Annotated in this window: 14 protein-coding genes; 11 read left to right on the forward strand and 3 right to left on the reverse strand. The window is 39.9% G+C overall.

The features are described from left to right. Positions 1-3 precede the first annotated feature (3 nt). From ACOJR9_RS06360 to ACOJR9_RS06390, 7 genes are all read left to right on the forward strand, one after another. On the forward strand, positions 4-3,282 hold the full coding sequence (locus ACOJR9_RS06360; protein ID WP_420935484.1) for a DEAD/DEAH box helicase: 3,279 nt from the start codon (positions 4-6) through the stop codon (positions 3,280-3,282). Continuing rightward, positions 3,279-4,784, forward strand: coding sequence for a hypothetical protein (locus tag ACOJR9_RS06365; RefSeq protein WP_420935485.1), 1,506 nt, complete (start codon positions 3,279-3,281; stop codon positions 4,782-4,784). The genes ACOJR9_RS06360 and ACOJR9_RS06365 overlap by 4 nt, the downstream gene beginning before the upstream one ends. Further along, positions 4,784-7,207 (forward strand): AAA family ATPase, encoded by a 2,424-nt coding sequence (locus tag ACOJR9_RS06370; protein ID WP_420935486.1) that lies wholly within the window; start codon positions 4,784-4,786, stop codon positions 7,205-7,207. Before ACOJR9_RS06365 ends, ACOJR9_RS06370 begins: the two co-directional genes overlap by 1 nt. Further along, on the forward strand, positions 7,204-9,057 hold the full coding sequence (locus ACOJR9_RS06375) for a hypothetical protein (RefSeq protein WP_420935487.1): 1,854 nt from the start codon (positions 7,204-7,206) through the stop codon (positions 9,055-9,057). The genes ACOJR9_RS06370 and ACOJR9_RS06375 overlap by 4 nt, the downstream gene beginning before the upstream one ends. 143 nt (positions 9,058-9,200) lie before the next feature. Further along, on the forward strand, positions 9,201-10,853 hold the full coding sequence (rmuC, locus tag ACOJR9_RS06380; RefSeq protein ID WP_420935488.1) for a DNA recombination protein RmuC: 1,653 nt from the start codon (positions 9,201-9,203) through the stop codon (positions 10,851-10,853). Positions 10,854-10,939: 86 nt separating this feature from the next. After that, positions 10,940-14,410 carry an STY4851/ECs_5259 family protein gene (locus ACOJR9_RS06385; protein ID WP_420935489.1) on the forward strand — a complete coding sequence of 1,157 codons (3,471 nt, stop codon included), beginning with the start codon at positions 10,940-10,942 and terminating at the stop codon, positions 14,408-14,410. Between the two features lie 6 nt (positions 14,411-14,416). Then, positions 14,417-20,701, forward strand: coding sequence for a DEAD/DEAH box helicase (locus ACOJR9_RS06390; RefSeq protein WP_420935490.1), 6,285 nt, complete (start codon positions 14,417-14,419; stop codon positions 20,699-20,701). 563 nt (positions 20,702-21,264) lie between these two features. On the opposite strand, the gene tnpC is transcribed toward ACOJR9_RS06390, so the two are convergent. From tnpC to tnpA, 3 genes are all read right to left on the reverse strand, one after another. Further along, on the reverse strand, positions 21,265-22,719 hold the full coding sequence (tnpC, locus tag ACOJR9_RS06395; protein ID WP_420936072.1) for an IS66 family transposase: 1,455 nt from the start codon (positions 22,717-22,719) through the stop codon (positions 21,265-21,267). Between the two features lie 143 nt (positions 22,720-22,862). After that, positions 22,863-23,213 (reverse strand): IS66 family insertion sequence element accessory protein TnpB, encoded by a 351-nt coding sequence (tnpB, locus tag ACOJR9_RS06400; RefSeq protein ID WP_420933666.1) that lies wholly within the window; start codon positions 23,211-23,213, stop codon positions 22,863-22,865. Beyond that, positions 23,210-23,527 carry an IS66 family insertion sequence element accessory protein TnpA gene (tnpA, locus tag ACOJR9_RS06405; RefSeq protein ID WP_420933667.1) on the reverse strand — a complete coding sequence of 106 codons (318 nt, stop codon included), beginning with the start codon at positions 23,525-23,527 and terminating at the stop codon, positions 23,210-23,212. Before tnpA ends, tnpB begins: the two co-directional genes overlap by 4 nt. Before the next feature lie 266 nt (positions 23,528-23,793). Here tnpA and ACOJR9_RS06410 point away from each other — a divergent pair, with 266 nt between their 5' ends. The 4 genes from ACOJR9_RS06410 (at position 23,794) to ACOJR9_RS06425 (ending at position 26,601) form a co-directional block, all read left to right on the forward strand. Beyond that, entirely contained in the window at positions 23,794-24,414 is a 621-nt protein-coding gene (locus tag ACOJR9_RS06410) for a dual OB domain-containing protein (protein ID WP_420935491.1), read from the forward strand. A 10-nt stretch (positions 24,415-24,424) separates the two neighbouring features. Next, complete coding sequence (locus tag ACOJR9_RS06415; RefSeq protein WP_420936073.1) at positions 24,425-24,865, forward strand: DUF488 family protein; 441 nt, start codon at positions 24,425-24,427, stop codon at positions 24,863-24,865. Beyond that, a complete protein-coding gene (locus ACOJR9_RS06420) occupies positions 24,865-25,470 on the forward strand; it encodes a DUF4326 domain-containing protein (protein ID WP_420935492.1) in 606 nt (201 codons plus the stop codon). The genes ACOJR9_RS06415 and ACOJR9_RS06420 overlap by 1 nt, the downstream gene beginning before the upstream one ends. A gap of 705 nt (positions 25,471-26,175) precedes the next feature. Beyond that, positions 26,176-26,601: a hypothetical protein gene (locus tag ACOJR9_RS06425; protein ID WP_420935493.1), complete on the forward strand. Its 426-nt coding sequence runs from the start codon at positions 26,176-26,178 to the stop codon at positions 26,599-26,601. Positions 26,602-26,743: the final 142 nt, after the last annotated feature.

A 26,743-nucleotide genomic window follows, 5' to 3' on the forward strand; every position in this document is an offset into this window, starting at 1 on the left:
CTGATGATTACTCAAGACTTAAGACATTTAACTCAAGAAACAATCATTGAAGTTGCCATTGAAGAGGAAGCTATTTCGGCGCTTGATTGTAAGCAAGATATCTCTTTTCATATAATCCACGACGAGCTGTTTATTAAGCAAAATGACCTTTTGGCACAAGTTACCAACGCTGAAGTGTTTGATAACTATGGTGACATTGAGCACTTTATTTGGATACCGATTTCTAAACAAGAAAAGAAGGTGCTTATTCAGACGATCCCTTGCTTACCAAATTATTTGGATTTTCACGAGCTACAAGTGTCGGTAGACGAGAACATTATTGAGCAAGTTTCTAAACTCGCAAAGCTAAAAAATAAAGACATTGATAGCGTAGCGGAATGGCTAAAAAGCGAGTTTGTACTTGAAGTTAATAATCAGTCGAAAGTGTTAACGGCGGTATCTAATGCAAGCGTCGCGGATAACAGAGGATTAACGATTGTAGGTAAAAATAGCTTACTTGAAGTGCAATTTACGCCCGAACAAAGGGTGTGGGCGAAATCAGTTAAAAAGCTGCATCGTAAAATCAAGTTCAATTTAAGTTCGTTAGATTGTGAGTTATCGTTTGTTGACTATACGGTTGCATCTCGTATAGAAGATCCTTTAATAAAGCAAAAGCTCGAGGATTTAAATCGAGACAATTCTACTTATATAAACTTATGGAACCGATACAACCAAAAAGTAAAAGAAAAAGCGGTTGAACTCGCCAATAAAGCAGGCTTTGTTCGCTATATCAAAATTGATAAAGAAGAGTCTGTTGATGGTGTGAAATGGAAGTTTTATTTCAAAGAAAAAGACATCAAGAAGGTTGAAGAGCTTGCGGTAGCCTTAAGAGAAGAGCCTAACGCTGCGTTAGAAATAAACAAACGTTTGCCTAGCTGGTTAGAGAATAATATCGGCGATATAGGGCTTGAAAAGGATGAAAAGGTAGAAAGTATTGCCGCTGATTTTTTGGGGCATACTAATCAGTATATATCACTCAACTTAAACTCTTACGGAAAGCCTGAAAAAAAAGGTGTTATTTATCTGTCGATAAGTGGTTCGATTGTACAGATGCAGCGACGCGAGCAGGCTAGGGATGCTATTACAAGCTTTTCGAATCCAATGAAAGATCTACGCCTGTTAATTGAGGATCAAGATTTTAGTATTTCTAGGCAAAAACAAGCCAAAAACAAATTGAAGCCGCTAACGGCTACGGCGCGAAGATCATTTAAAGGTGAGCCAACAGCAAAACAGATAGAAGCATTAGATGTTGCTTTAAATACCCCTGATATAGCGTTAATTCTTGGGCCTCCAGGTACGGGGAAAACTCAAGTTATTAGTGCGCTGCAAAATAGGTTGGCAGAAGAACACAAAAACAATTTAACAGGGCAAATACTACTTACCAGCTTTCAAAATGATGCGGTTGACAATGTCATCGCTCGTTCTGAGGCGTTTGGTATTCCGGCTATTAGAGCGGATGACAATAAACGCGCACCTTTTCTACTGGAGAAGTGGAGCAAAAAACAAACACATAATTTAACTGAAGTTGCGAATGAGTTAGCTCAAAATGACAGCAGTTATAAAATTATAAATAATATTCGAAAAGACATAGCAGCCATACTAGCATCGCGAGTAGCTAAGAAACAAAAGCACGAGCGGATAAAAAGTCTTCTTGAAGATGTTGACAATCTTAGGATAAATCACGGTTTCGACATACCTCAGTCTCTGAAATCAAAACTTGAGCAACAATTTAATACTAAAGCAAATGAAAACAAGCCTGCTTCCAACTCTTTACTACTTCGGCAAGTAAGAGGTTTACGGACCTCTGAGCGTGCGTATGACGATGATGGCTATGAACAGTCTTTCAAGTGCTTATCCGCTCTGCGTAGAGCGGGCCGATACGAAAGCGAAATAGAGGTTCTTAGTGAAATTATCGAAAAGCTGACTCTCAGTGCTGAAGACTTTGAAAAGCTACGAGAAGTTAAAAATAAGTTACTCGATGATTTAATCCCCGATTACCGACCTAGTTCGTTACAAGTTGAGCTTTCAAAAGATGAGATGTCGACACTTCATCAGTTGAATGATGTGATTTCTAAGCACGCATTGAATTGTGCTGCGGGGATACCTGACGTTATCGAAGAGTATTTAGACATCATTAAGTATCAGCCGGATTACCTAGAGAAAAGCGTAAGAGATTACACAACGTCAATTGGTGCATCATGCCAACGCTCTGCGGGTCAACAAGTTGTGAAATATAAAGAGCAAATTAATGCTTCTTTGAATGAAGTTAGTGGAGACTTTAGCTTTGACACGGTCATTGTGGATGAGGCTGCGAGAGCGAACCCGCTTGATTTGTTTATCCCAATGGCCTTAGCAGCGAAGCGAATAGTGTTGGTTGGAGATCACTTCCAGCTACCGCAAATGTTAGAACCTGATATTGAAAAAGAAATGATTGACGCCGGTGATTTGCAACAAGAAACGGCTGAAGCAATCAAAATGAGCCTTTTCGAAAAATTGTATACGCAATTGAAAGCTCGCCAAGCCAAAGACGGAATTCAGCGAACGGTGATGTTGGATACCCAATTTAGGATGCATCCAGATATTGGTGGATTTGTAAGTCGGTCGTTTTATGAAGCAGAAAAAGAGCCAAAAATTAAAGCTGGCTTAAGCGAAGAGTATTTCGATATCGGTATTGCCAAGTATAGAGGGAAAGTAGCCGAATGGATTGACTTGCCATTATTGTCAGGTAAAGAACAGCGTTCTGGAACTAGTTGGCAGCGCGACTGCGAAGCGCAAAAAGTTGTTAGTGAAGTCCAAGAGTTGTTTGCGGAAAATCCTCATCTTAGTGTGGGTGTAATTACCTTCTTTGCGGCCCAGCGAGAGTTAATTCTTAATAAGCTCGCAAAAGTAGGTATCTGCCAACAGACGAAAGATGGCTGGGAGTACCTGCCTGGCTATAAAACTACTGATGAGGGAGAAGAAAAAATTCGAGTTGGCTCTGTTGATGCGTTTCAAGGAAAAGAATTTGATGTGGTGATCCTATCAACAGTCCGCTCAAATAATATCTCAGCATCAGATGAGAATACATATCGAAAAAAATACGGATTCATTCGTACACCAAACCGCTTAAATGTAGCGTTTAGCCGAGCTAAGAGTTTGATTAAAGTTGTTGGTGACAAAGCGATGTTTTCTGGCGAAACAGCTGAAAAAGCCATTCCTCAGGTTTGGGCATTTATTCACGAACTCTGTGAGGTGAAGTCATGATTACACACAGAGATATTCAGGATGTTTGCTATTTAGGAAATAAGCTGAATCGATATCCGAATGAGAAAGATATCTTTTGGCCCTTTTACCTATGGCGAGTAGCAGCGCCCAAAAATAAGCCAAGTTTGAATATTTTTCAGATGTTGGTGTTAAAGCTTATTATCGCTGGGTGCCATGACAATGAAAAACTGTGCCGATATAGCAATTTAGATAAAGAGCTTATTAAATACATCCTAGCTCAATTAACTAATGATGGTTACCTCGATGGCTGGAAGCAGACAGAAAAAGCCAGAGAGTTGTTTTTAGGTATAGAAGATTCTACAAACGAGAAGACTAGCTATTATATACTTCAAGATGCGACAACAGGGAAGTTGCTACCGAGGGTGCTCTCGACATTAACACACATAGAGAGCATGGATTTCACTGAGCGTTTTCCACGGTTTATTCGAAGTAAAGGCACAGGTAACTCAGTAAAACCTTTATTGATAAGTAATACCGTGAAGCCACAAGCGCCATCCTCAGAGCAAATGAACATCAGCTTGAGAGCCTATCGCAGGGAATTGAACCAATTAAAGCAAGCTGACTTTTACTTACCTGACGATGCGTTAGAAGTCACTTACTCAATTGAGTTTATCGAGCCTGAACCTATCTCGGCATTTATCCACACTAAATTATTTTCAACAATTTCAGGTGAGCGTTCATGGTATTTAGCTGACCCCACAGGATTAACTGAAACTCTTCCAGAATTGAACGATATTGCTGAGCTGCTGCTAGCCTCGAATAAGCACCTTGCTTCTAGAGTTAGTGAGGTGATGGGGATTGCAGAAGATGAACATACCCTCAATCACAAGCAACAAGAACAATTGTTTGAGGAACAAGCAAAAATTGAGGTGTTATCTAACTACCCTTGGGTTTTAAACCATCCACTGATTGAGAAGCATGTATTAGCGTCGTTACGGTTTAAAAATCAGGTCAAAAAATCTGAATCACCAAGACCAGAGGTATTGGAAGGTTTGTTAAGCGAGTTGCAAAAAGTAATCGAAGCTTGGTTAAAAACCTTAATGAAACCTGATGAGTCTAACAGCGATTGGGAAGTATTAGTCATGCGTTGGAATACTACGCGTAATGGCGAACGCCCTATATTTCAGCACGACAAAAGGCTTGTTGAGCAAATTTATTTAAGCGTTAACGGCGTCAGTACATTTTCAGCGAAAAGGTTATCAACCGTCAAAGGGGGCAACGTTCAGTCAGCAATGACAAGAGGAAATCAATCATTAAAGCCGATGCTAGCCGCCGTACTATTGACGTTACCACATGTTGTTGAGCAGTTATCCACGCTGCTACCTAATTGGTTAGATGATGCTATTCGACTTGCTGACGACAGAAATAGAAAGGCGAGTCATGCCAGTAGTGAAGTCTTGACAACAGAAGAGGTCCAAAGCCACCTCGATTCAACGAATGAATTATTAACAGTTTTAGAAAGTTTTTTAGGGAGTAAATAATGGGAAAAAGAAACCGAGCAAGGAAGCCGCAGGCAACCACTACCAATGTAACCAACCCAGAAAATGCTGCACCAGATAGTATAGGGAATGGACTAGCTGCCGCAGGTAACTTGGTAGAGAGTGAAAGCAGCTCTGTTCTCGGTGCTATGGCTGAAAAGTTCAAGGCTGCAACAGCCTCTTATGATGCGGCTAGTGAGGGGCAAAAGAAAACCGCTTCAGAAAATTTTGGTAACGATATTCAAGCTTTGGTTGGCGAACTCAAAAAGCTTATAGAGCAAAATAAGCAAGTTGAATTGCATACTAAACAAAGTTTAGCGAGACAGAAGCAATTAGAGGAATCGGTAGAAGAGCTGAAAAAGAAAGTTGAGGCTGAAAAGAAAGAACTAGATAAGCAATCAAAAGACTTATTGGCGAGTAAGAAGAAAAATGCTGAAGACAGAGCTGAACTTGCCGTAAAACTAGAAGAGCTGAAGGAGCAAGAACTTGATGCTGAAAGTGGATTTGCAGCAAAACATGTAGAAATGCTCAATTCATTTGAAGAAAAACAAAATAAGCTCCGTGAATCATTGGAGGAGAAAAAGCTAAAGCTTGAGAAAGAATTAGAGGAGCTAAACAAGTCAAAGCAAACGCTAAACGAAGCTGAAAAGACTTTGTTGGATGAAAAGCTACAGCAGTTGTTTTCTAAAGAAGCTGAATTAGATGAAAAAGAGATTCACTTAAAACAAGAAAAAGCACTTATTGAGAGGATGCGTAGGCAGGCGCAATTAACCGACGAAGAAGCAAGTAGTTATAAAATTTCACTTAAAAATGAAATCGAAAAAGAATTTGCTTATCAGATATCTTCACTCGAAAACCAGAAAGCAAACCTTGAGAAACAAATCGCTCAGTATGATCAAGGTGAAAAGCAGTTACTTGCAAAGCTAAGTTCTTTTAAAGAATTAGAGAGACAGTTTGAAGACACCACTCCGCAAGAGGTTGCAAAACAACTTAAACATTACAAGCAAACAGTAAACACTCTTCGTTTACAATTAGATGAAAAACCTAGTGAGCAGCTTGAAGAGAATTTTAAACAACTTAAAAAGACATACGAAGCACTAGAGCAGAAATACAACAATGCTAATACAGAGTTACAGCAAAACAAAGTGCAGCTCTCGAAAAATATATTGTCTGTTATTGAGTTAGAGCATATTCAACAACAGAAACAAGTTTTTGAAAAGCACAATCAATTGTTAAAGGTAGCCGTTGATCAATTAAGAGCAGATGTTGATGATTTAGTTAATAAGCAACAAGCCAAAACTGCTTTCCCTGCTCTTCTAGAGTTGGATAGCAAACTAAGAGCCAAAGGTAGAACCGAATCAGTTCCTTCATTAAGCGACTTTGCGAAAGAGCTTCAACATCGTATTGCTTGGGATGCGAATGAACAAAAGGAGTTGTACTACCGAATTGAAGATATTTGTCTGTTTATCGCAGGCCTTGCTATGAGCCGCTTACACATCTTACAAGGAATCAGTGGTACAGGTAAAACTAGCTTGGCAAAGGCATTTGCTAGAGCAGTTGGTGGCGGTGTAAAAACTATTTCTGTTCAAGCTGGCTGGCGTGATCAAGGTGACTTGATAGGGCACTTTAATGCATTTGAAAAAAAGTTTTATGAAAAAGACACATTAAAGGCCCTATATGAGGCGCAAAGTCCTTTGTATAGCGATCGTCCTTACATTATTTTGCTTGATGAGATGAATCTTTCAAGACCAGAGCAATTTTTCGCTGAATTTCTTTCAAAACTAGAATTAGATCCCAAAGATAGGCTCATTACATTGATGACAGTGGGGCAAGCTAATGGGCCAGAAAAGCTTGTAGATGGCAGCGAAATTAAAATACCAGAAAATGTTTGGTTTATAGGTACTGCTAACCATGACGAAACAACCTTTGAGTTTGCCGATAAGACCTATGACCGTGCCCACGTCATGGAATTGCCAAGACAACCAGATAAATTTGAAATCAATAAAGACCTTGAGCCAGTTACCTACAGCTTTGACTCACTGGAGACCGCTTTTCAAAGGGCATCTTTAAAACATAGCGCTACGGTTACGAAGCTAATTAGAGATTTAGATAGCTCCGTATTTACACTGTTATTAGCGGATGAGTTCAATGTAAGTTGGGGTAACCGACTAGAAAGGCATCTTAGTAGGTTCATACCCGTTATGCTCGAATGTGGTAGTGATTTAAGTTTTGCATTAGACCATATGTTAGCCACTAAGGTGCTAAGAGCTGGTAAAGCGACTGGCCGTTATGACACTGAGCAAGAAGATATTTCAAGTCTCATTGATGCATTAAACGAGTTTTGGCGTACTCAAGGCTTCAATTCCAAGCCTGAAGCGAGCTTGAAACTCTTAAATAATGAATTGAAGAAAAAGAGTGGTCTTTGATGATTACTTGGTATGACAGATTTAACGGGAAGTTAGTAAAACAGCTTCCTGAAAATATTGTGTCTGGAAGATATGCCGCTCAGGAATCGTGTATTTTTAATGGACATTCAAATATCCAGCCAAACGATTTTCTTATCAATGATGGAACTGAAAAATTTCACATCGGATCTCAGGTCGGTTCATTTATTCATAGTGAAAAGTCGGAACAACGTGAGACTGAATTAGAAATTATTGAAAGTGCAATACTCGCATACCAAGATGCAGTTGATTTGGACAAGGCGCGCTCTTTTCTGATACCCGATAAGTTGCTTGCGCGCTTTGAACTCACAAAGTTTGAAGAGTTGCTAATTGATATTCTTAAAAAGGGTCATCTGCAAGAAATAGCCAGGCGACCAAGAATGGAGTTGATTTATGAAGAGCACCTTGTCCTAGTATCCAGAGCAAAAAAGATAGCAAGTTCCGCAAATGCTCACTTGGCTTCACATTCAGAGTGTTGGCAGACTAGAACACTGACAGGAGTTATTCCTAAACAAATACTCGCTTTGGAAAGTGAAGACCAGCTTAACATCTACGAAAATCGAGTGTATGTAAAGCTGCTGGAGAATGTTGAACACTACTTGGTAAAACGCATATTAGAGGTAAAAAGATTAGAAGAAATATTTCAACAAGCCGTGAGCTTCCAAAATGCAGAAGGTATTTATTTCGAGTTGCGTAAGACTATCTTCACTCTGTGGGGAGAAGGTTTCTCCGATGATGAACAGGCAGATGATGCCGCAATTCGTGGCATTGCCACGCTTGAACTGCTAACAAAGATGCTAAAAAAAGTGAGAACATTACAGCATTCCGGTTTGTATATTTCTTTGACTAACAGTGTTCATGTACCACTAAAATTAAATATGACTAATGTTTTGTCACATGACCAGCACTATCGTCATGTGGCAAGGTTGTGGAACAGTTGGCTAGATACTAAGCAAGCTAATAACCTCGACCCTAGACAAATCTTTGAGCGAAATAAGAAACTGTCTAGTGCATATTCGCAATATTGTTGCGACTTAGTGAAACGAACGCTGCATGAACTCGGTTTTTTTGGATTGACACCAAATTCATTTGAAAGAAATGGTGCTCAAACTGTTTCGCTTGAGGTGACAGATGTCGGTGAAATTATATTGAATTCATCTGGACAGAATCTTAGCTTTGTACCATGTTTCACCAATTACACCGACTTATCAGATACAGCGTTAACGGAAAACTCTCAAAGAGTATTGCTTTCTATAAGTGCTGATGAAGAGACAGGAAAATATAATCTTTGTACTTCTCCTATCAATTTTTACTCTTTAGAACAGTTAGCAATATTGATTTCAAAGTGGTTAGCTAGCCAAGTAGTTCAAGCTCTTGGAAATACGCTATATAAAGTTCCGTCAGCCCTGATACGATTTTTAGAGAGTATAAATACGAAACAACATTGGCAGCTTGAAAACAATAGCGTCACCATGATAAAGCCATTTATAGACGTAAAGCCGAAGTTATTAGAGTTCAAGGGAGAGCATAAACAAGATGTTTCCATCGCTAAGGCAATTGATGTCGTGACGGAGGCCGCAAAAAGGTTTGAAGAGTTGTTGTATTGCCCTTGTTGTGGTTCAAAAGCTGATGAAGCACATTGGATTTCTAGAGATGATAATTGCTTTGCAATTCGAAATTCTAATTGTAATCACGTGTGGGAAGTTAATCGAAAAGCGGATGGCAGCAAAGTTTTAAAGGTTCTACCGAACAAGGTTTTAGATAGTGATGTGTTAGACGACTTTAAGCGCATTGGAAGGTTTAGCGCTTTAGTAAGTATAAAGATAATATAAATTACATTTTAGTAATTACCATTACTGTTTTTTCTTGTAATTAATCGTGCTTACTTTTTATCTATATGAATTTCATGGTTATTTTGGCTTTGGTACGATCTTAGCAATACTCCATCTGTTATTAACTTTGGAGTATTCAAAAAATGAACGATTTATTCATTCAAACCGCATTAATGGCGTTAATCACATTTTTCGCAGTTGTCGGTGCTATATCGTACCTAAAAAGATCACAAAAACAGCCTGTTAGTGACGAAGACGAAGAACTAAAACAAAAATTTATTACGGTACAAGAAGAACTAGACACAGCAAAGAACAATAACGCACTACTTTGTTCTAAACTGGCCGTAGCGGAAGTTTCTGTAAAACATCTGTCTAATGCAGAAGAGCGCTCAACCGCTTTAGAGAAACAAAAAAGTCTGGTTGAAGCCTCACTGTCAGAAAGCAAAGCAGAGTTGAGTCGAATAAATGCTCATCTTGAAGAAAAGAATGCTCGCTTTTTAGCATTAACTGATGAGTCGTCGTTGCTCCGCCAACAAGTTACATCACTTCAGAGTCAACATACTCAGCTATCAAGCGAAAAAGCAGAACTCGCTGAAAAGTTAAAAGCTTTTGTCGAAGTTCAAGAAGAAGTTAAACAACTAAAGTCAGCTTTAGTCGAAAAAGACTCAAAGATCACTGAAATAACGAGCCAACTCTCTGCTTCACTGGAGTCTAAAAAAGCACAGAAAGAAAAGATTGAACTGCTTGAACGCACAGAACAGCGTTTAGCCAAGGAATTTGAAAATACTGCAAACAAGATCTTCAAAGAAAAAACAGGTGAAATGTCGGCACAAAACAAGTCGTCACTGGATTTTCTGCTTGCACCGCTTAAAACTCAGATTGGTGACTTTAGCAAGCAAGTAAACGAAGTTTATACCAATGAAGCAAAAGAGCGTCATGCCTTAAAACAAGAAGTGCATAGCTTGAAAGCGTTGAATGAACAAATGGGCAAAGAAGCTGTGGCCTTGACTAAGGCACTTAAAGGTGACAACAAAAAACAAGGAACCTGGGGGGAAGTGGTACTTGAACGAGTGCTCAAAGAATCAGGCCTACGTTTAAATCATGAATATGATACTCAAGTATCATTAAAAGACGAAGATGGTGGGTTATTTAAGCCAGATGTGATTGTTCACTTGCCTGGTGAAAAGGATGTAGTAATTGATTCTAAAATGGTGCTAACCGCTTATGAGCGTTATTTTAATGCCGAAGACGATGCAACTCGCCAGCAAGCCTTAAAAGAGCATATTAACGCGATTAAGAACCACATTAAGCAACTAACCACTAAAAATTACCACGACTTGCACGGTGTAAAAACTCTCGACTATGTGTTGATGTTCATTCCGGTTGAACCTGCATTTAATCTGGCTATTGAAGAAGATAACGAGTTAATTCAATTGGCATTAGAAAAGAATATTATGCTGGTTAGTCCAACCAATTTAATAGTAGCGCTGAAAACCATCAACAACATGTGGCGAGTTGAATATCAAAACCAAAACGCGCAGGACATCGCAAACAAGGCTGGCGCTATCTATGACAAATTAGTGGGTTTTGTTGATGACATGAAAAAGCTCGGTTCTCATTTAGAACGTGCTGAAGGTAGTTACGGAGAAGCAATGAAAAAGCTTAGTCAAGGCAGGGGTAACCTAATCCGTCGAGCTGAGAGCATGAAGGAGTTGAGGATCGCTAATAACAAAGAGTTGCCGACTGAATTGGTTGAAAATGCAGACCTACCTATATTAGGGAAAGAATCTGCTTAGCTGCAAGTAGGCCATATGTTTCATACATATGGCTTTCAATTTCCTCGTCATTTCTATAGTCTTACGATTGGATAGGAGTACAGAATATGGATGTTATAGTTAAAACTCAAAACACTGATTTTAATTCATTAATTCCCAAAAAATTTTTCGATGCGTTTTTAGTTTCCCGTAAATTAGAATTTCCTGATGGTCGGCCTTTGTTTGCGTATCAAGTCGGCCAGAATGAATATAGTCAGTTAGCCAACTGCTTAAGTATGAGCGCAGCTTTTGGTATTGAAAATATAGATGTTCGTTTACCTAGATGGGACGCTCTGTTTGTCCTGTATGCATCTGAATGGTGGCGCAGAAATTATCAGGGAGGTGCTTGGAGTTGGGACAGCATTATAAGATCTTTGGAATTCTCAGATGATGAATTTACTCATTCCACAATTCGAAATATCGTAACAAAGGGCCTAAAAAAGTGGAAAAGGGAGTTACTAGAAAATGCTCAGGGAAAGCAGTATTTAGGCACTGTTATTTTTGAGGGCGGTATTCCTTTAGGTTTATTAAAGCAAAACACTGGCTTTGATCGTTATCTGCGTGGTGTTTTAAAAGACTCAATTCAATATTCCGAAGCAGGCTATACCCCGACTCATTTTGCTGAAAAAAGAAAGGATATCTTAGCGACTGCCTTCCACAAAGGTGAGTTCTTGTCCTTAGTGGGGGAAGTGATTCAAACAGTTCTCGGTCTAAGAGAAACTTATGACCTAGCGGCCCAAAACGATCCTGTTGAACACCTAAATAAAAATCTTCCTTCATGGCGAACTCACTTCCCTATTTCTTTAGAAGGGGAAGAAGGGAGTGCTTTGATAAGCAGTTTAATCGTGCATTCGTCGAAGGTTAAGAAAAAATCAGATGTCCCGATTTATCTAAGTCGCCGACTACAAAATAACGGAAATTTGTACTCGATAGCGAACGTTATCAACTTCCCAAGTATGGTGACGGAAACCGACCTTAAGGACTTTTGGCAGGTAGATAAAGTTGGTAATAAACTAGATTTGGTTGCGATTAACGGTTCGAACAAACTATCCATAGCAACACTCACACTTGTCCGCAATGAAGAGTTCAAAGTTTCGCCATTAATTAAAACTTTGCCATCAGCAGGAAGCCCTGAAGACTGGCTCTTGTGCTTTTACCGTAAAGGTAATGCTATTTCAGAAAGGCACCTCATAAAAGGAGGTGAAGCAATAGAACCAGACCTACCTACTGGATTTGTAAAAACTAAAAACGAACATTGGGAATACCAGAGTCAAGGTGATGTGTCTACATCAGAAGCTGTATTGAGGATGATACTTCCTACAGAGGGTAATTTGGTCGGAGATTATATTGAGAGTTTAGGTTGCACAGAAGATGGAAGAACTGTCTGTGAAATTACCAATAATTCAGTATTTATGGTGGATACTAACGAAACTTATCAAATAAAAGTAAAATTGGAATCCCCTCCTACAAACGTCATCTACCGAATTTGGTCTGAGTATAAGTTACATCAAAAAAATAGCAGTGTTGCCGTTATAGTTGGTGCTCCACACATCACTAAAATTGTAGGAGAAAGTTTCTATTCTGAAGTACCAATCTCTCAGATTTATTGGCGAGTTAGAGGTGGAAATTGGAATGGCAACTTGTCAGCAGCTGTCGGTGCTGTTGATATTGGTGTTTTTGATGACGGCAAGTTGGTGTACCGGAAAAAACTGATAATCTTACCGAAAGATTTAAAAGTTTCGTTCAATAGCTGTGTTGATTATTTCAACCGAGGCGAAATCGTCTTTTTCTCCAATCAGCTTAGTTCTGTTTCTACTTCCAGTTCTCACGTTGACTACTCAACGAATAAAGATGGCTCTGTTTATAGTTTAAGCGTTACAGCAAAGGGTGAAAATCCACAAGTAATGAAGGTTTTACTTGATTTTGAACGGAGCGATCAGCCCGTTAGTGTTGAGTTTCCATTTCCAACTACGGGCGGTCGATTTATAAATAGCGATGGCGATCAACTTAAACATAACGCATTGATCACGATGGAGGAGTTAAGGTTAGTTCAACTTGAAGTACAACACAATGACCCTAGCTTGCACCAAGACTATTACATCGACTTATGTTTACGCTCAAAAGATTCCCCCGAACTATTAAAGCTAGCTAATAAAACAATAAAACTAACGTTAGATAGAGAATCAATTACAGGTAGCTTTCATTTGATAAAGCCATTGATTGACTTTCAAAACGAAGTCAAACAATTATTTGCCCTATCAGAAGACTTAGACGCTTACATGGATGTAAATGTGAGGTCTGGTACTGAAAAAGTTATCAGTATTAGAGTGGTTCATTATTCATGTTTTCTAGAATCAGATGAGATAACCAATGGTTATTCTTTGTATCTTGATGATATTGAAGACAGTTCGATTACTAGCTCTAAAAAAGACTTACCTATTTTGTTAGCCAAACCACTGCATTTTCCTGAAGAGAGAGGGTTTGAATTATCTCCTATTAAAACACAAAGTATTTGTACTAACCAATGGTCAGTACCCAATCTATCCAAACACAGTGGCCCTTGGTTGATTTTTGAGCCAAAAATAAATTCTAAAATACGTCCTCGCTTAATAATAGAGAGTAATTCTAATGATTCTATAGAATGCTATGAGACCAAATCGAGCCTCCTTAGAACAGCAATTGCTGAGCCTAACTTTAGTGTTCGACAGCAATTGTTTGATAAGGCTATTACCGAAGTCGCTGATGATTTAAATCACAAAGATTGGCAAATTGTTGACGCTTACATTTCTGAATTTAATTTACTACCACTTACGACGTTTGTTTTGTGGGAGCGCTTTATCAAAAATGATTTAGCGATGGCGCAACTATTTTTTAAATACATAGATGATCCTGAAAAAAGTATTTACATAGAAAAGTTCTCACAAGAACTGCCTTTCCTTTGGGAATGCATATCGCCAGAGGCTTGGCAAAAGGCATTCAATCAGAAAAAAGACCAGTTAGCAGACGCGCTTAGAGTGCTGCCGAACGGACACGAGTTGCTAGTTAAGCAATGTTTAAGTTGGCTAGATGCGTTGTCGCACCTTTCTGCCACTTCAGTAATTGCCGTGAGATCACTAAAGCATTTTGTTTTTGGTCAGAAAGACAAAGACTTTGATATTTTTTTAGGACGCGACGCTGCGAAGACCGCCAGCAATGCACTTGTATCCCGAAGTGATGACTCCAACTATCAGGAGCTTGTTCGACGTAATGCTGAAGAAAGTTGGCCTAGCCTAGCAGACGAATTAACAAATAGATTGCTTCCAGAGGATAATGCTAGAGCAATTCAACTGTTGAGTTTTTTAGTTCACGATTTACCTAAGTGGCGTACTTCAGTAGTTTTAACTCCTGTTTTACTGGGTATTCACCATGCAAGTAGAAAGGGATCTGGAGTAATAAGCTCCTCTTTAGATGTTCACAGTATGCGCAATGTAATTCAGTTTGATAAAGAGTGGTTTACAGCAGCTTATACCGTTGGCTTCATTTACGGATTAGGACGTTAAAATTAAATGGATAATAATTATTTCTCTTCTTTAACAAAAGATTTAGTGAATCGCTCAGCCAATTCGACGATTGGTTTATTGAACATTGCGAATGAGCCTTTAACCAGTTTGTTAAAAGTAAAATTTAACTCTACTCCTGGTGAACCAGGTTGTTTGTTAGGCGATCCTGTATTTGAAGGCAAATTTGGCTGGAAAGAAGCTGATATGACAATGCAAAAGTTGTCTGGCAATTTGCTGGCCCCTTCATTAGTCAAAGCGATGGAAAATCCCCCAAAAGACTTAAAAAAAGACTATGAGTTTTCGTCAAAGTGGAGTCCATACACTCACCAAGTAGAAGCCTGGAATGCTTTAACGGCTGAGAAACCCAAGTCTGTGTTAGTGACCAGTGGCACAGGTTCAGGTAAAACTGAGTGTTTTTTAGTGCCAGTATTGAACAGGTTACAACAAGAAGCTGAGAAAGGAAGTGGACTTCAAGGCTGTCGAGCACTGTTTTTGTATCCACTAAACGCGTTAATTAATAGTCAAAGAGATCGCCTTAGAGCTTGGACTCACGGACTAAACAAGCAAGTCCGTTTTAGTTTATACAATGGTGAAACGCCAAATTTTCCTTTAAGAAAGCATTCGGAATACCCGAGAGAAGTAGACAATAGAAAAGATTTAAGAGCCTATGTGCCACCGATCATTGTTACGAACGCGACGATGCTCGAGTACATGCTTGTTCGTAAAGATGACAAACCAATTATTGACCAGTCTAAGGGGAAGTTGGAGTGGATTATTCTTGATGAAGCGCATACTTATTTAGGGTCACAGGCCGCTGAGCTATCGCTACTATTAAGACGCGTGGTATCGACGTTTGAGGTAGATCCCAAGAATATTCGTTTTGTTGCTACATCAGCCACAATTGGAGGGAAAGATAGTAAGGCTGAATTACAGAAGTTCTTAGCAGATATCGCAGGGGTCGCGTCAGAGCAAGTAGTGGTAATTGGTGGTGAAAGAGAGTTTCCAAGTTTACCTCGTGTAGAAGCAAATAACTTGTCCAATAACGATATATCTCAATTAGATAGTTCTGAATCGTTGTCACAGCAGAGATTTGAAGCGTTAAGTTCAAATCCGTCGTCGCTAAAGCTGAGAGAATTATTTGTTAAGAGTGATCCACCAGTTGCAAATTTAAGTGAGGTTTGTACAACCTTGTTTGATAATAAAGCTAATTCCAAAGATAAAAAGCAAGAAGCATTAAACTGGCTAGATATATGTTCTGGTACAGACAGGAAGTTGGAAAATGGGCGAACGGATACATTTTTACCACTAAGAGCACACTTATTTCACACTACTATGTCTGGTTTGTGGGCTTGTGTAGACAAAAATTGTTCACACAAAGAAAAACAGCTAGATGATCCGCGTTGGAAGTTTGGGAGTGTATATTTCGACAGACGCGAAAAGTGCGATTGTGGAGCACCAGTTTATGAGTTAAAAATTTGTAATGACTGTAGTGATGTCCACTTACACGCAAAAAGATTGTCTGACGGAAGGCTAACGCTTACAGATGATTTTGAAGTTGAAGATGACTTTTCCTTAGAGCTAGAACGAAGTGAAGATGATGAATCCGAACTCGATGACACTCCAATAGTTGATATCGGCAAAGTTGTAATATCTGGAGTACCAGGAAAACAGTCGATAATTGATAGACTGTCTAGAACCAATAGTGAGCTTGATAGTGATGAACCAGATGCTATTCCGATTCACTTAAATCAGTCAATTGATAGTCCCGTACGTTGCCCTTCCTGTAATGCTCCTAACAACAATGATTACTTGTTTCGACCAGCAAGGCTGGGTGCACCCTCTCATATTACTACAGCAGTGCAGACCTTATTAGAATATGCGCCGGAAGGTAAAGATCTTGAAGCGCATGGGCCATTTAATGGTCGTCGTTTGATTACATTTACTGATAGCAGGCAGGGCACAGCTCGAATAGCAGCAAAACTTCAACAAGATGCAGAAAGGAATAGAGCTAGATCACTCATTTATCATCACTTATTGAGAGCACAAACTGATGCTTCAGGTAACCCTGAAGATATGCTGATAGCCGAAAAAACAATCGCAGACTTAAGAAAAGGGATTGAAGACAATCCAGCTCTAAAATCTACTTTTGAAGCTCTAATCGATAAAGAGTTAATGAATTTAGCCAAACTGTCTGGTAATTCAAACGTTAGTGTCCCATGGCAGAGCCTTGAGGCAAGTTTAGCTAATGGTGAGAAGTCTATATCGAAGTGGATGATGGACGTATATAAAGGGTTAGCTCCTAAAGTTTTTACACAAGACGTTGGAGTAGAGAGAATTTCAAGAATGGTACTTGAAAGAGAGTTTCTAAGAAGACCCAAACGAGCGAATAGTTCAGAAACGATGGGGTTAGTTAAGCTCAACTACCCTAATTTAAACAAGGTAAATGAATTACCACCAGAGCTGTTAGGCAAGAAATCTTTAGATAGCTGGAAAGATTTCTTAAAAATTTGTATCGACTTTTTTGTCCGAAGTAATTTCGCCGTTGAGGTATCCCAGTCAACGCAGAACTGGTTAGGCGAAAAAGTCCGACAGAAAGAGTTGAATCCTCAACCAGGCTTGTCACGCAAAGAAGCAGGCTGGACAGTTGTTTGGCCGATCTATAACCGTCATGCGGGCCGTTTGCCTACTTTGGTTAACCTTTTAAGGGCGTGGTTGAGTTTAGATCTTGAAACTAAAGCTAACCAGATATTAGTAAGCAACTTATTGAAACAGGCTTTTGAAGTATTAAAAAGCGACAAAGTAGGGATTTTCACTAAAACTGGAGAGGGCAATTTCATTCTAGAGCTTAGAAAACAAGTAGAGTTTTCTTTGATAACTAATGCATGGAAATGTCCTATTTCCAATAAGGTATTAGATACGACACTCGACGGTATCTCGCCATATTTGCCTTCAGACGCTGATCCAAAAAATTATGTGTGTCAGCCAATTAAATTCCCTATTTATGACGCGCCATTTGGTAAAGGTGACAGCAGAAAAGAAGAACTAGTCGAAGCGAAAAAATGGCTGCTGGATAATGCTGATGTTGAAGCCTTAAGAAGTTCTGGAATATGGACCGACTTAAACGATCGAATAGTGGAACAAGTGCCATTTATAAGAGCGGTAGAGCATTCCGCACAGCTCTCTGGTAGTAGACTTCGCCAATATGAAGATGATTTTAAGAAAGGCAAATTAAATATTCTATCCTGTTCAACAACGATGGAGATGGGAGTCGATATTGGAGGTATATCAGTTGTTGCTATGAATAATGCTCCCCCTCATCCTGCTAACTATCTACAACGTTCCGGTCGAGCGGGTCGAAGAGGAGAAAACCGAGCTGTTGCTTTTACATTGTGTAAACAAAACCCTCACGGTAACCTAATCTTCAGTAATACAAAGTGGCCTTTTACTACACCAACATTTGTTCCCAAAGTTACTTTCCAAAGTCAAATATTAGTTCAAAGGCATGTCAATGCTTTGTGTTTGGCGTTTTTCTTAAATACATTTCTGAGTGATCAAGATTTAACCAAGCTAAATTGCGTCGCCTTTTTTGGTGATGCGGAGTCTGAAGAGTTAACACCTGCGAAAAAGTTTTTAGACCTACTGAATGGAGGTTCAGGAGCTTGGACAGAAGCTCATTTATCGAAACTGACAGTGCTTACCAGAGGGACTTGTTTAGCCCGTATGACAGCTGACGAATTGTTGATAGGAGCTGGAAAGGCTTTCAATAAAATATGTGAGAATTGGTTAAACGGACGAAATAGGTTAGTCAAAGAAAAGCAAGGATTGCTGCGCGGTGACAAACGTGCTGAAAAAGCAGTATCTATACAAATAACGCGGGTCGAGTGCGAGTATTTATTGAGTGAGTTAGCAACAAGTGGCTTTCTTCCTGGTTACGGTTTCCCAACACATATTGCCAACTTCAACACTATCAACTTGTCCCAACTGCAAACAGCATCTGAAGAAAACAAGAATAGACGAAATGACCAGTTAAACCGACATCGTATTGACAATAAAATGATGGCTAGAGATTTCCCTTCTAGAGACATGGTTGCGGCCATTAGAGAGTTTGCGCCTGGTGCTGAGGTTGTTATTGATGGACAAGTTTTTAAATCTGGCGGGATACTTTTAAATTGGAAAGTTCCTACAGATCAGGATAAAGCAAAAGAACCTCAGGGCTTTAAGTATGCATGGAGATGCCACTCCTGTGGGGCTAGTGGCTCGAGTCATTTGTTAAAAGAAGCAAATGAGTGCTCGGAGTGCGGTAAACCAATCGAAAGTGAAAATATAAAGACATATACAGAACCGAGTGGTTTTGCTGTAGATATTTACGAAGCCACACATAACGATATTTCAAGGCCGAAATATTTACCTGTAAGGGAGCCTTGGATTACTGGCAATGGTGAATGGGTCAACTTAGTAAACGAAGATTTAGGACGCTTTAGGTCTACGTCCAATGGGCATGTATTTCATTTTAATGATGGTAATACTTCTCAAGGCTATTCGATATGCCTGGAATGCGGAAGAAGTGAGCCTTCAAACTCTGATGAGTTTAGCCAGTTTTCTAGTGCTTTAGGGCATAAACGACTCAGGGGAGGAAAAGACAATGATAGTTCGATTTGTCCAGGGAGTTTCGATGACTGGAAAATTAAAAAGAACGTTAGTTTTGGCGTAGAAGATCGAACAGATGTGCTTGAAGTTCAGATAAAAGATCCAAACAGCTCGACTTTTGTGAATAATAAAACTATCGCCCTCTCAGCTGCGGTAGCGTTAAGACAAGCTGCGACTGAGTTGCTAGGCATTGCAGAAGAGGAAGTCGGAATTACTGTCTCGCCATCTTTAGTGGATGGTATGGAAGCTAAATCTATTTATCTTTTTGATAGAGCCGGAGGTGGTTCAGGATTTATGTCTTCTGTGTCTGGCAAGCTTCCTGAATTATTAAAAAAAGCAATAAATAAACTTCATTGCAAAGCTAATTGTGAAAGTGCTTGTCATCATTGTTTATTGAGCTATGACACGCAATTTCAAGCAAAAGAACTAGATAGAAAAGCAGCGTTAGAATTTTTTAATGAGCATTGGTTAAGCTTGTTAAAGTTGGATTTAAGGGACAAGTTATTTGGAGAGAGTACAGAATTAGAGACTAGGCCTATAAGGGCTGCTATAGCTGACGGTATTCTCGCATCATCTAATCCTATATTACGTATCTTTTTAAAAGGAGAGACGGCAGATTGGGACTTGTTGAACCGTGACTTTAGAAAGTTCTTAATGGAGCAGTCGGTAGTTGGCTGCGATATTCAATTAGTTGTCGATGAGGCAAAGTTAGAAAACGCGGATACTGAAATTATTGAGCAACTCAACTCTTATGTTAAGTCACATGTCGTCTCCCTCGTCAAGGGCAACGATGTTGACTCTACCTTAATAGAGTTACAATCAGATCGATTTGTTACTAAGTGGGGATGTCGTCAGCCTGGAGACAACTTAGGCGTTCCTGGTCATTTGTTCTTTGAAACGGGGAATAGCTCCCCCATAGTTAAAGCAACCTATCAACAGCAGCTCACACCTCATGAAGCAATCAATCTTTCCGCCTATACAAGGCACAATACTTCGGTTGATTCAAACGCTTGTGAAATTGAAATTAGGCAAGAAATAAATGGCTTTGTTTCTGGTTTTGGTAGTAGGTTTTGGGATTTTATCAAATCAAAAGCTCCGGCTCAGTTTGAGTTATTTGAAAACCCAGATACAGCAAAAAATATCGTAAAAGTATCTTATTATGATAGGTATTTGAATACACCTTTGATGGTTTCACTGTTGTCAGAACTTCTTGAAGGCCTTCGCGATGTAGCCGTCCGTTGGGATACTCCTGAAATATTAATTCATAGTGCTGAGCCTTCATCTTCAAACTATAAAGCAAAATTATGGGACAATTTTGGAGACTCTGAAAGTCGCGATCGGGCTATTCAAAAAGTGTTGGCTTACGCTGATATCAAGGCATTTGCGTATACCAAAGAAAAGCGGAATTTACCACACTATAGACGGTTAGAAGTTTTCTTTTCTGACGGTAGTAAATTGTTAGTAAGGCTTGACCAAGGTTTGGGCTATTGGATTGTAGATAATAATTATCGCGTCCCGAGCTACGAGCTTAGTTTTGATTTCTCAAATAGTGACCCCGAAGAAGCATTATCAAGTTTTAAAGTAAAGATTGCTAATGAAAGTGAGCGGCACGGGACACAGATTGTGGTTAGATTCGAAGATTAGGTTTGTTTGACCCGCTGCGCCTGTTAGAACCCTTTGTTGTAACAGGTATAGGTCTCGTCTCTTATAATCGACCAGAACTCTATAGACATCTAATCGCTTTATAGTTATGTCTGTCCCAGTTTGATAAGCGCCTGGTGAGCCTACCTAACGCTTATCAAACTGCCATGGTAACAGTTGCTCGGTATCGACATTGGTGGGCCGAGTTCATCAGGGCTGCTCCTTACATATTCGAACACATTTAGTTTCATGTCCTGTTCGACAAATCAATCAAGCCATTAATCGATTTACGGGAATCGACGATACCCATGCATCAATAAATGTTGGGAGGCTCAATGAACGCCTTCATTCTTACAATGTTTTCATTACTCTGGTAACCCAGTGAGGACTAATAGTTGTTGCTTCGCTAAGTTGGGTGTTTCCTAATTTTAAAAGAAGTCCGTTACCCATCTCTTCGGTGTATTATTCGTCTTTTGACACTTCGCGTATGACTTAAACGAAACTACCGCTCGTTCGCTGAAGCCAAATATCACGGTGCTTAGAACGTAAGCGTCCGGTGATCCCACCTAGCGGTTAGCAAACTGCCATGGTAGCAGTTGCTCGATATTAGCGTCGTGATTGCTGAGTTCGCCAAGGCAAGTCATGACATACTCGAACACATTGAGGTCGTTAGCTTTTGCGGTTTCAATGATGCTATAAAGCACCGCACTGGCGTTTGCACCTGTGGCGGTTTGGCTAAACAGCCAGTTTTTTCTTCCTATGACGAACGGTTTAATCGCGCGCTCAGCGCGATTATTGTCGATATTCAGTAATCCATCGAGTGTGTAACGTACAAGCTTTTCCCATTGGTTCAAGCAGTATTGTATCGCTTCACCTAATTTGGTTTTCGGTAACACTTGTTGAACTGATTTCTCTAACCATGTATGGAACTGAGTTAGCAGCGGCAGGCTTTTTTCTTGTCTGGTGAGGTAGCGCACTTCCACTGTTTTATCTTTTAGCTGGGTCTCTATGCGGTAGAGTTTTTGGATGTGATTGAGTGCCCAATCCGCTTTGCCGCTGCCTTTTTTACCTGCGCCTTTCTTCGCTTCCATAAACTTACGGCGTGCATGAGCCCAGCAGCCCACTAATGTGGCCTGTGTCTGCTCGTAACCCTGATAACCATCCACTTGCAGATAGCCGTTGTAGCCAGCAAGGAAGTCCACTGCACATTGCCCAGCCCGACTATTGTGGTAGTCGTACAAGACGATGTTTGGGATAACCGAGTCCGGTATCTTGCCTGCTGGCGAATCCGCACCGGTGGCATACAGCCACATGTAACTGGTCGCTTTGTCAGCATCGACAACCTTTAGTGTGGTTTCATCCGCCTGGATAACCGGTTGTTGTAGCAGATGCTGATGAAGCTGGTCGTAGAGGGGCTTAAATAATTCAGCACAGCGGATTATCCAGTCCGCCATGGTTTTGCGGCTGAGTTCGATACCGTGCTGTTTGAACATCGCCTCTTGACGATAAAGGGGTAACCCATACTGATATTTGCTGGTGATGATTTGGCTTAACAAGCTTGGCGTGGCATAACCTTTTGGGATAACACTGTGAGGCACAGGCGCTTGCTTTACCTTATTGCTAATTCCGTCTTTGTCACAGGTACGGCACGCATACTTCGGGCGAACATGCTCAATCACTTTCACCTGCGCAGGAATGAACTGAAGTTTCTCTGACTTATCTTCACCGATACAGTGCAAGTCGCTTGCACAGCAGTCACACGTTTTCTCTTCCTCAGGGATATCGTGAACGATAACCTCGCGGGGTAAATCTTGAGGAAGCGGTTTACGCTTGGGTTTATTGCGCGTATAGCTAATCGCTTCCTGTTCGGGCGCTTCCACCTCCGCAACCAGCTCTTCCGCCTCATTAAACAATTCCCCCTGTCCAGGGTGGCCCTCGGTACTTTTACCGAACTGTTTATGCTGGGCAATACGGAACTGCTCTTCCAAGTATTGATAACGCGACATAACCTGCGACAACATCTTTTTCAGTGTTGCTGGGTCGTCAGGTAAGTTTTCGATATCGATATCAATATTCATGATGTTATTATCATGCAATAACCTACTGATTACCCGACATTATTAAGACTATTTCGTGATCAATAATCGCTGGTTATGATCACAGGTTATAAGCCGGACGCGGTGTAATGTAAGGGCTGATGACCTATCACGTCAAAGCCGGATAGCAACCACTGCAACTGTTGTTCACTGAGATGCATGTGTGGTAACTCAGCATCATTCGGCCATTTAAAGCGATGCTTCTCCAACCGTTTATACCACAGCGCGAAGCCGGTTTTATCCCAGTAGAGGATTTTGAGTTTATCGCGCTTTTTATTGCAGAAGACAAACAGTGCATCTTGGAACGGACTGAGCTGCATTTGTTGCTCAACCACCACAATCAGCCCGTTAATGGACTTGCGGAAATCGACAATGTCCATGTACAGATAGATATCAGCAGGCTCGACGAACATCTTCATTCGTTAAGCGCCTTCATCAACGCCGCTAACCAATGAGGTTCTACAGCAATGGGTAAACTGAGTCGACCCGCGCCATACTCCAGCGTTATCTGTTCGGCCTCGGCACATTCCCGGGGTTCAACCATCGTGACTTCGCGTTTCACCTGAACAAATTTGCTTTGCCGGTGTTGTAAGCGAATATCACTGCGCCTGGCATAAAAGGTTTGGATATTGATATGGTGTTGCCGGCAGAATTCGACAGCCGAGAGACCACTCTGTTGATGCTGTTTGAATAGTTGTCGCCATTCATGCTGGCTGCGTTGAGGTTGTCGCATGACATACTCCTACTAAAAGGGATATCATGCCGCAGCTAATTTGCTAGTTGAATGTGGGGATCACCGGACGGATACCTTAGAACAGTAAGCTTGAACATCAATCCGTAATTGCGTGCTAAGATTCATTACTTTTCAGTAATTAATCTTAACTTTTATCTAGCCATTGAATGGTTTGTTTTTGTTTATCCATCTGAATTACATGGTGATTTTATTTCTGGTTTGATTTTGGCACTACTTTAGGAGTTATTAACTTCAGAGTGTCTTTTATGAACCAGCAATCGATACAAACAGTAATTTTTGCAAACTCTATTAAACACGGCCAGCATTGTGTTGCCGGAAAAACATTGGACGGAAAACATTGGGTAAGACCTGTGTCGGACCGTTGTGGTAAGGAATTAACACACAGCCAAGCTAAGTGCCGTAACCCTCACGGCACTTTTAACGTAAAGCCTTTACAAAAGGTAACTATCGGTCTTTTGGCTCATGCGCCACTGATAAACCAACCTGAAAACTACTTGATTGATGACAGTATTTGGCAACAAAACTTCACCTTAGGCGGTAATCACATTGTCAATTATTTAGACCATCCATTAGATTTATGGGGGAAGGATGATAGGGTAAGGTATGCGAGTATCGAATCCGGCCAAATAGAAATTTCTCAAAGCTTATATTTAGTGCAAGTGACAAAATTAAGCTTATATCTCAGTCCGTTTAATAAAAGAAGAGCATCTTTTACATACAATGGTTATGGGTATGACTTACCTGTAACTGATCCCAGTTTCGACGCTCTTTTTCAAGATACGAGCGCTTTAAAAGGGATACTTTGCATTAGCTTAGGAGAAGAGTATGAAGGTAATTGCTTCAAATTAGTTGCGACTATTTTTTAAGGAAGACGTGATGAACTTATATACGATTGGCTTTACAAAAAAAAATGCGGAAACATTTTTTACTTTCTTACGAGAATCTGATGTTAAGACACTTATTGACGTAAGACTAAATAATGTCTCGCAGCTAGCAGGCTTTGCGAAAAAAGACGATCTTCAATTTTTCTTAAAAGAACTTTGTGGGGCTGATTATGTACACTCGCCAGAGTTAGCTCCCACTAAGGAAATGCTTGGTGCCTATAAAAAAGGCGAAATACCTTGGATAGCCTATGAAGACAAATTTTTAAATCTTATGAGCCAAAGAAATATTGAAAAGTTGATAACGTCAAGTCTGCTTGATAATGGTTGTTTACTCTGTAGTGAACACGAACCCCATTTATGCCACCGGAGTTTGGTCATACAGTACCTCAACGAGCACTCTAACCTAGAATTAACAGTGAAACACTTATATTAATGAACAGCGTTCTAATACTTTATCCAAGCCCTTTCAATTGCTATTCAAAATTCGTAAGAAAGGTACAGAAAATCACTTCAACTCTAGGAAATGTTGAAATTATTTTTACCGATGATCCAAACAAATTAATACAAAAGATATGTGCTGAAAGCTCCGGTCATATCGTTAGCTGTAAGGTGGATGCTTGGAGATTAAATGACATTTCACACGCTATTATTTTTGATGACGGCGAAGAGTTTGCCGAAGAAACAAACTTATTAACCTTAAATAATAAGCCGTTCAGGTTGATAAGAGTAAAGTTGACTAGGGTTATCAATATAAAGCATGAAACCGAGTATCAATCGCAAAAGAGTACACCCAACTATGAATACATTGGGAGGGGGTCATACTGGGGTAATCCTTATTCAATGTTTGAAGAGGGGGATGATAGAGAAGAGGTAATACGTAAATATAAATATGATTTCGATTTTGAAAAGTTTCCATATAAAGAAAAAAAAGAAGTTTATAAATTAGCTGGAAAGCGACTAGGGTGCTTTTGTAAACCTGAATCTTGTCACGGTGATGTTCTAGCTGACTTTTTAAATCAGTGGGATGACGGAAGGTAAGGGGGAAGTAAAGAAGTGTCCATCCGGCAATATCCATAGTCAATTCATGCGTGAGCTAAAGTGCACTGCGCTCACTAATAAACAGAATGCCCATATAATAGACGAAGGACGTACTGAACTTATTAGAGTGTTTGTTGTTACGAGACTCCGCGATTTATTAATCTGTCTCAAAAGTGTATTAATTTGCAGATTGATTTTCAATCAAATGAATTAAAACCAGCGTCAGCGAGATGACAGAAGCTAGCATAATCGACGTTTATACATTTTTTCTAAACATGTCACACTAATCTCAAGTTGATGGATTGAAGATGATTCTCGAAATCCTAGGAGAGATGACTTGAAAATTTAAAAGCTTAATACGGATCAAGCTGCACTCACACTGCAATAACAAATATTGGCTTGGTTGAGTATGAATCGGCAAACTTTTTCAAATCTGGAGGCGTTAAAAATGACTGAAACGATATGGTTCTAAGCTAAATAGCAGTGTGAGTGCGTTAAACCTGATGTGTATTAAAACCAGAGTGCTGGCATTGTTTTCAATGCTCGGCGCTCTGCCTTGTTTGTATGGATAAATAAACAAAATAGAAAAAGGAAAAGCAGGAACCTGGCAAATTTTTGCTGCTGAACGTTGCAGTCAAAGAATTTGAAAAGTATCACAATTTCATTAAATTTTCTAGTGTAGTCAATTGCTTAACGGAGAATTTAATGAAGAATAAAATGTCGTTGATAGAATTTTTTTGCATAACGCCTTTTACTAACCCAGCTAACTTTACTCAATCAGAAGCTATGGAACCACCATCTGATATGGATGACAGCACTTTGCCCGTGGTCAACTCTTGTTCAGGTCTATCGTTCGTCGATAGTAATTCAAAGATTGATGTTGGAGGCAACCCACTTGGTTCCTGTGACAAAGTAGCAACTGGAAGTGATTTAGAACCAATGGAAGGCTTGCATCAAATGAGCAGTTCAATTGATGAATCAGTCGCAGCTGATATGGATATTGGAACTTCGAGTATTTTAAGTGTCACCACCGACAGCTTTGATGACGCCACCACGACAACGTTTTTAGATAATGATTTTAGTGATACTTCCATGGACCATTCGTTTGATGATAGCTGGAGTGATTGGTGAGTGAGTTGGAAGCGAATCAAGTCATATGCTTGATACTGGGAACGCTGAGCGGTATTTGCCTCGCTTCGTTTTTTTTTACGCTAAATCTCGGTTTTGTTTTTCTGAACCTTGTTTGTCTTCATAAAGTAGTATTTGGTATGAG

Origin of the sequence: Alteromonas ulvae, from assembly GCF_048987005.1 — a bacterium.
Taxonomy (GTDB): Bacteria; Pseudomonadota; Gammaproteobacteria; order Enterobacterales; family Alteromonadaceae; genus Alteromonas.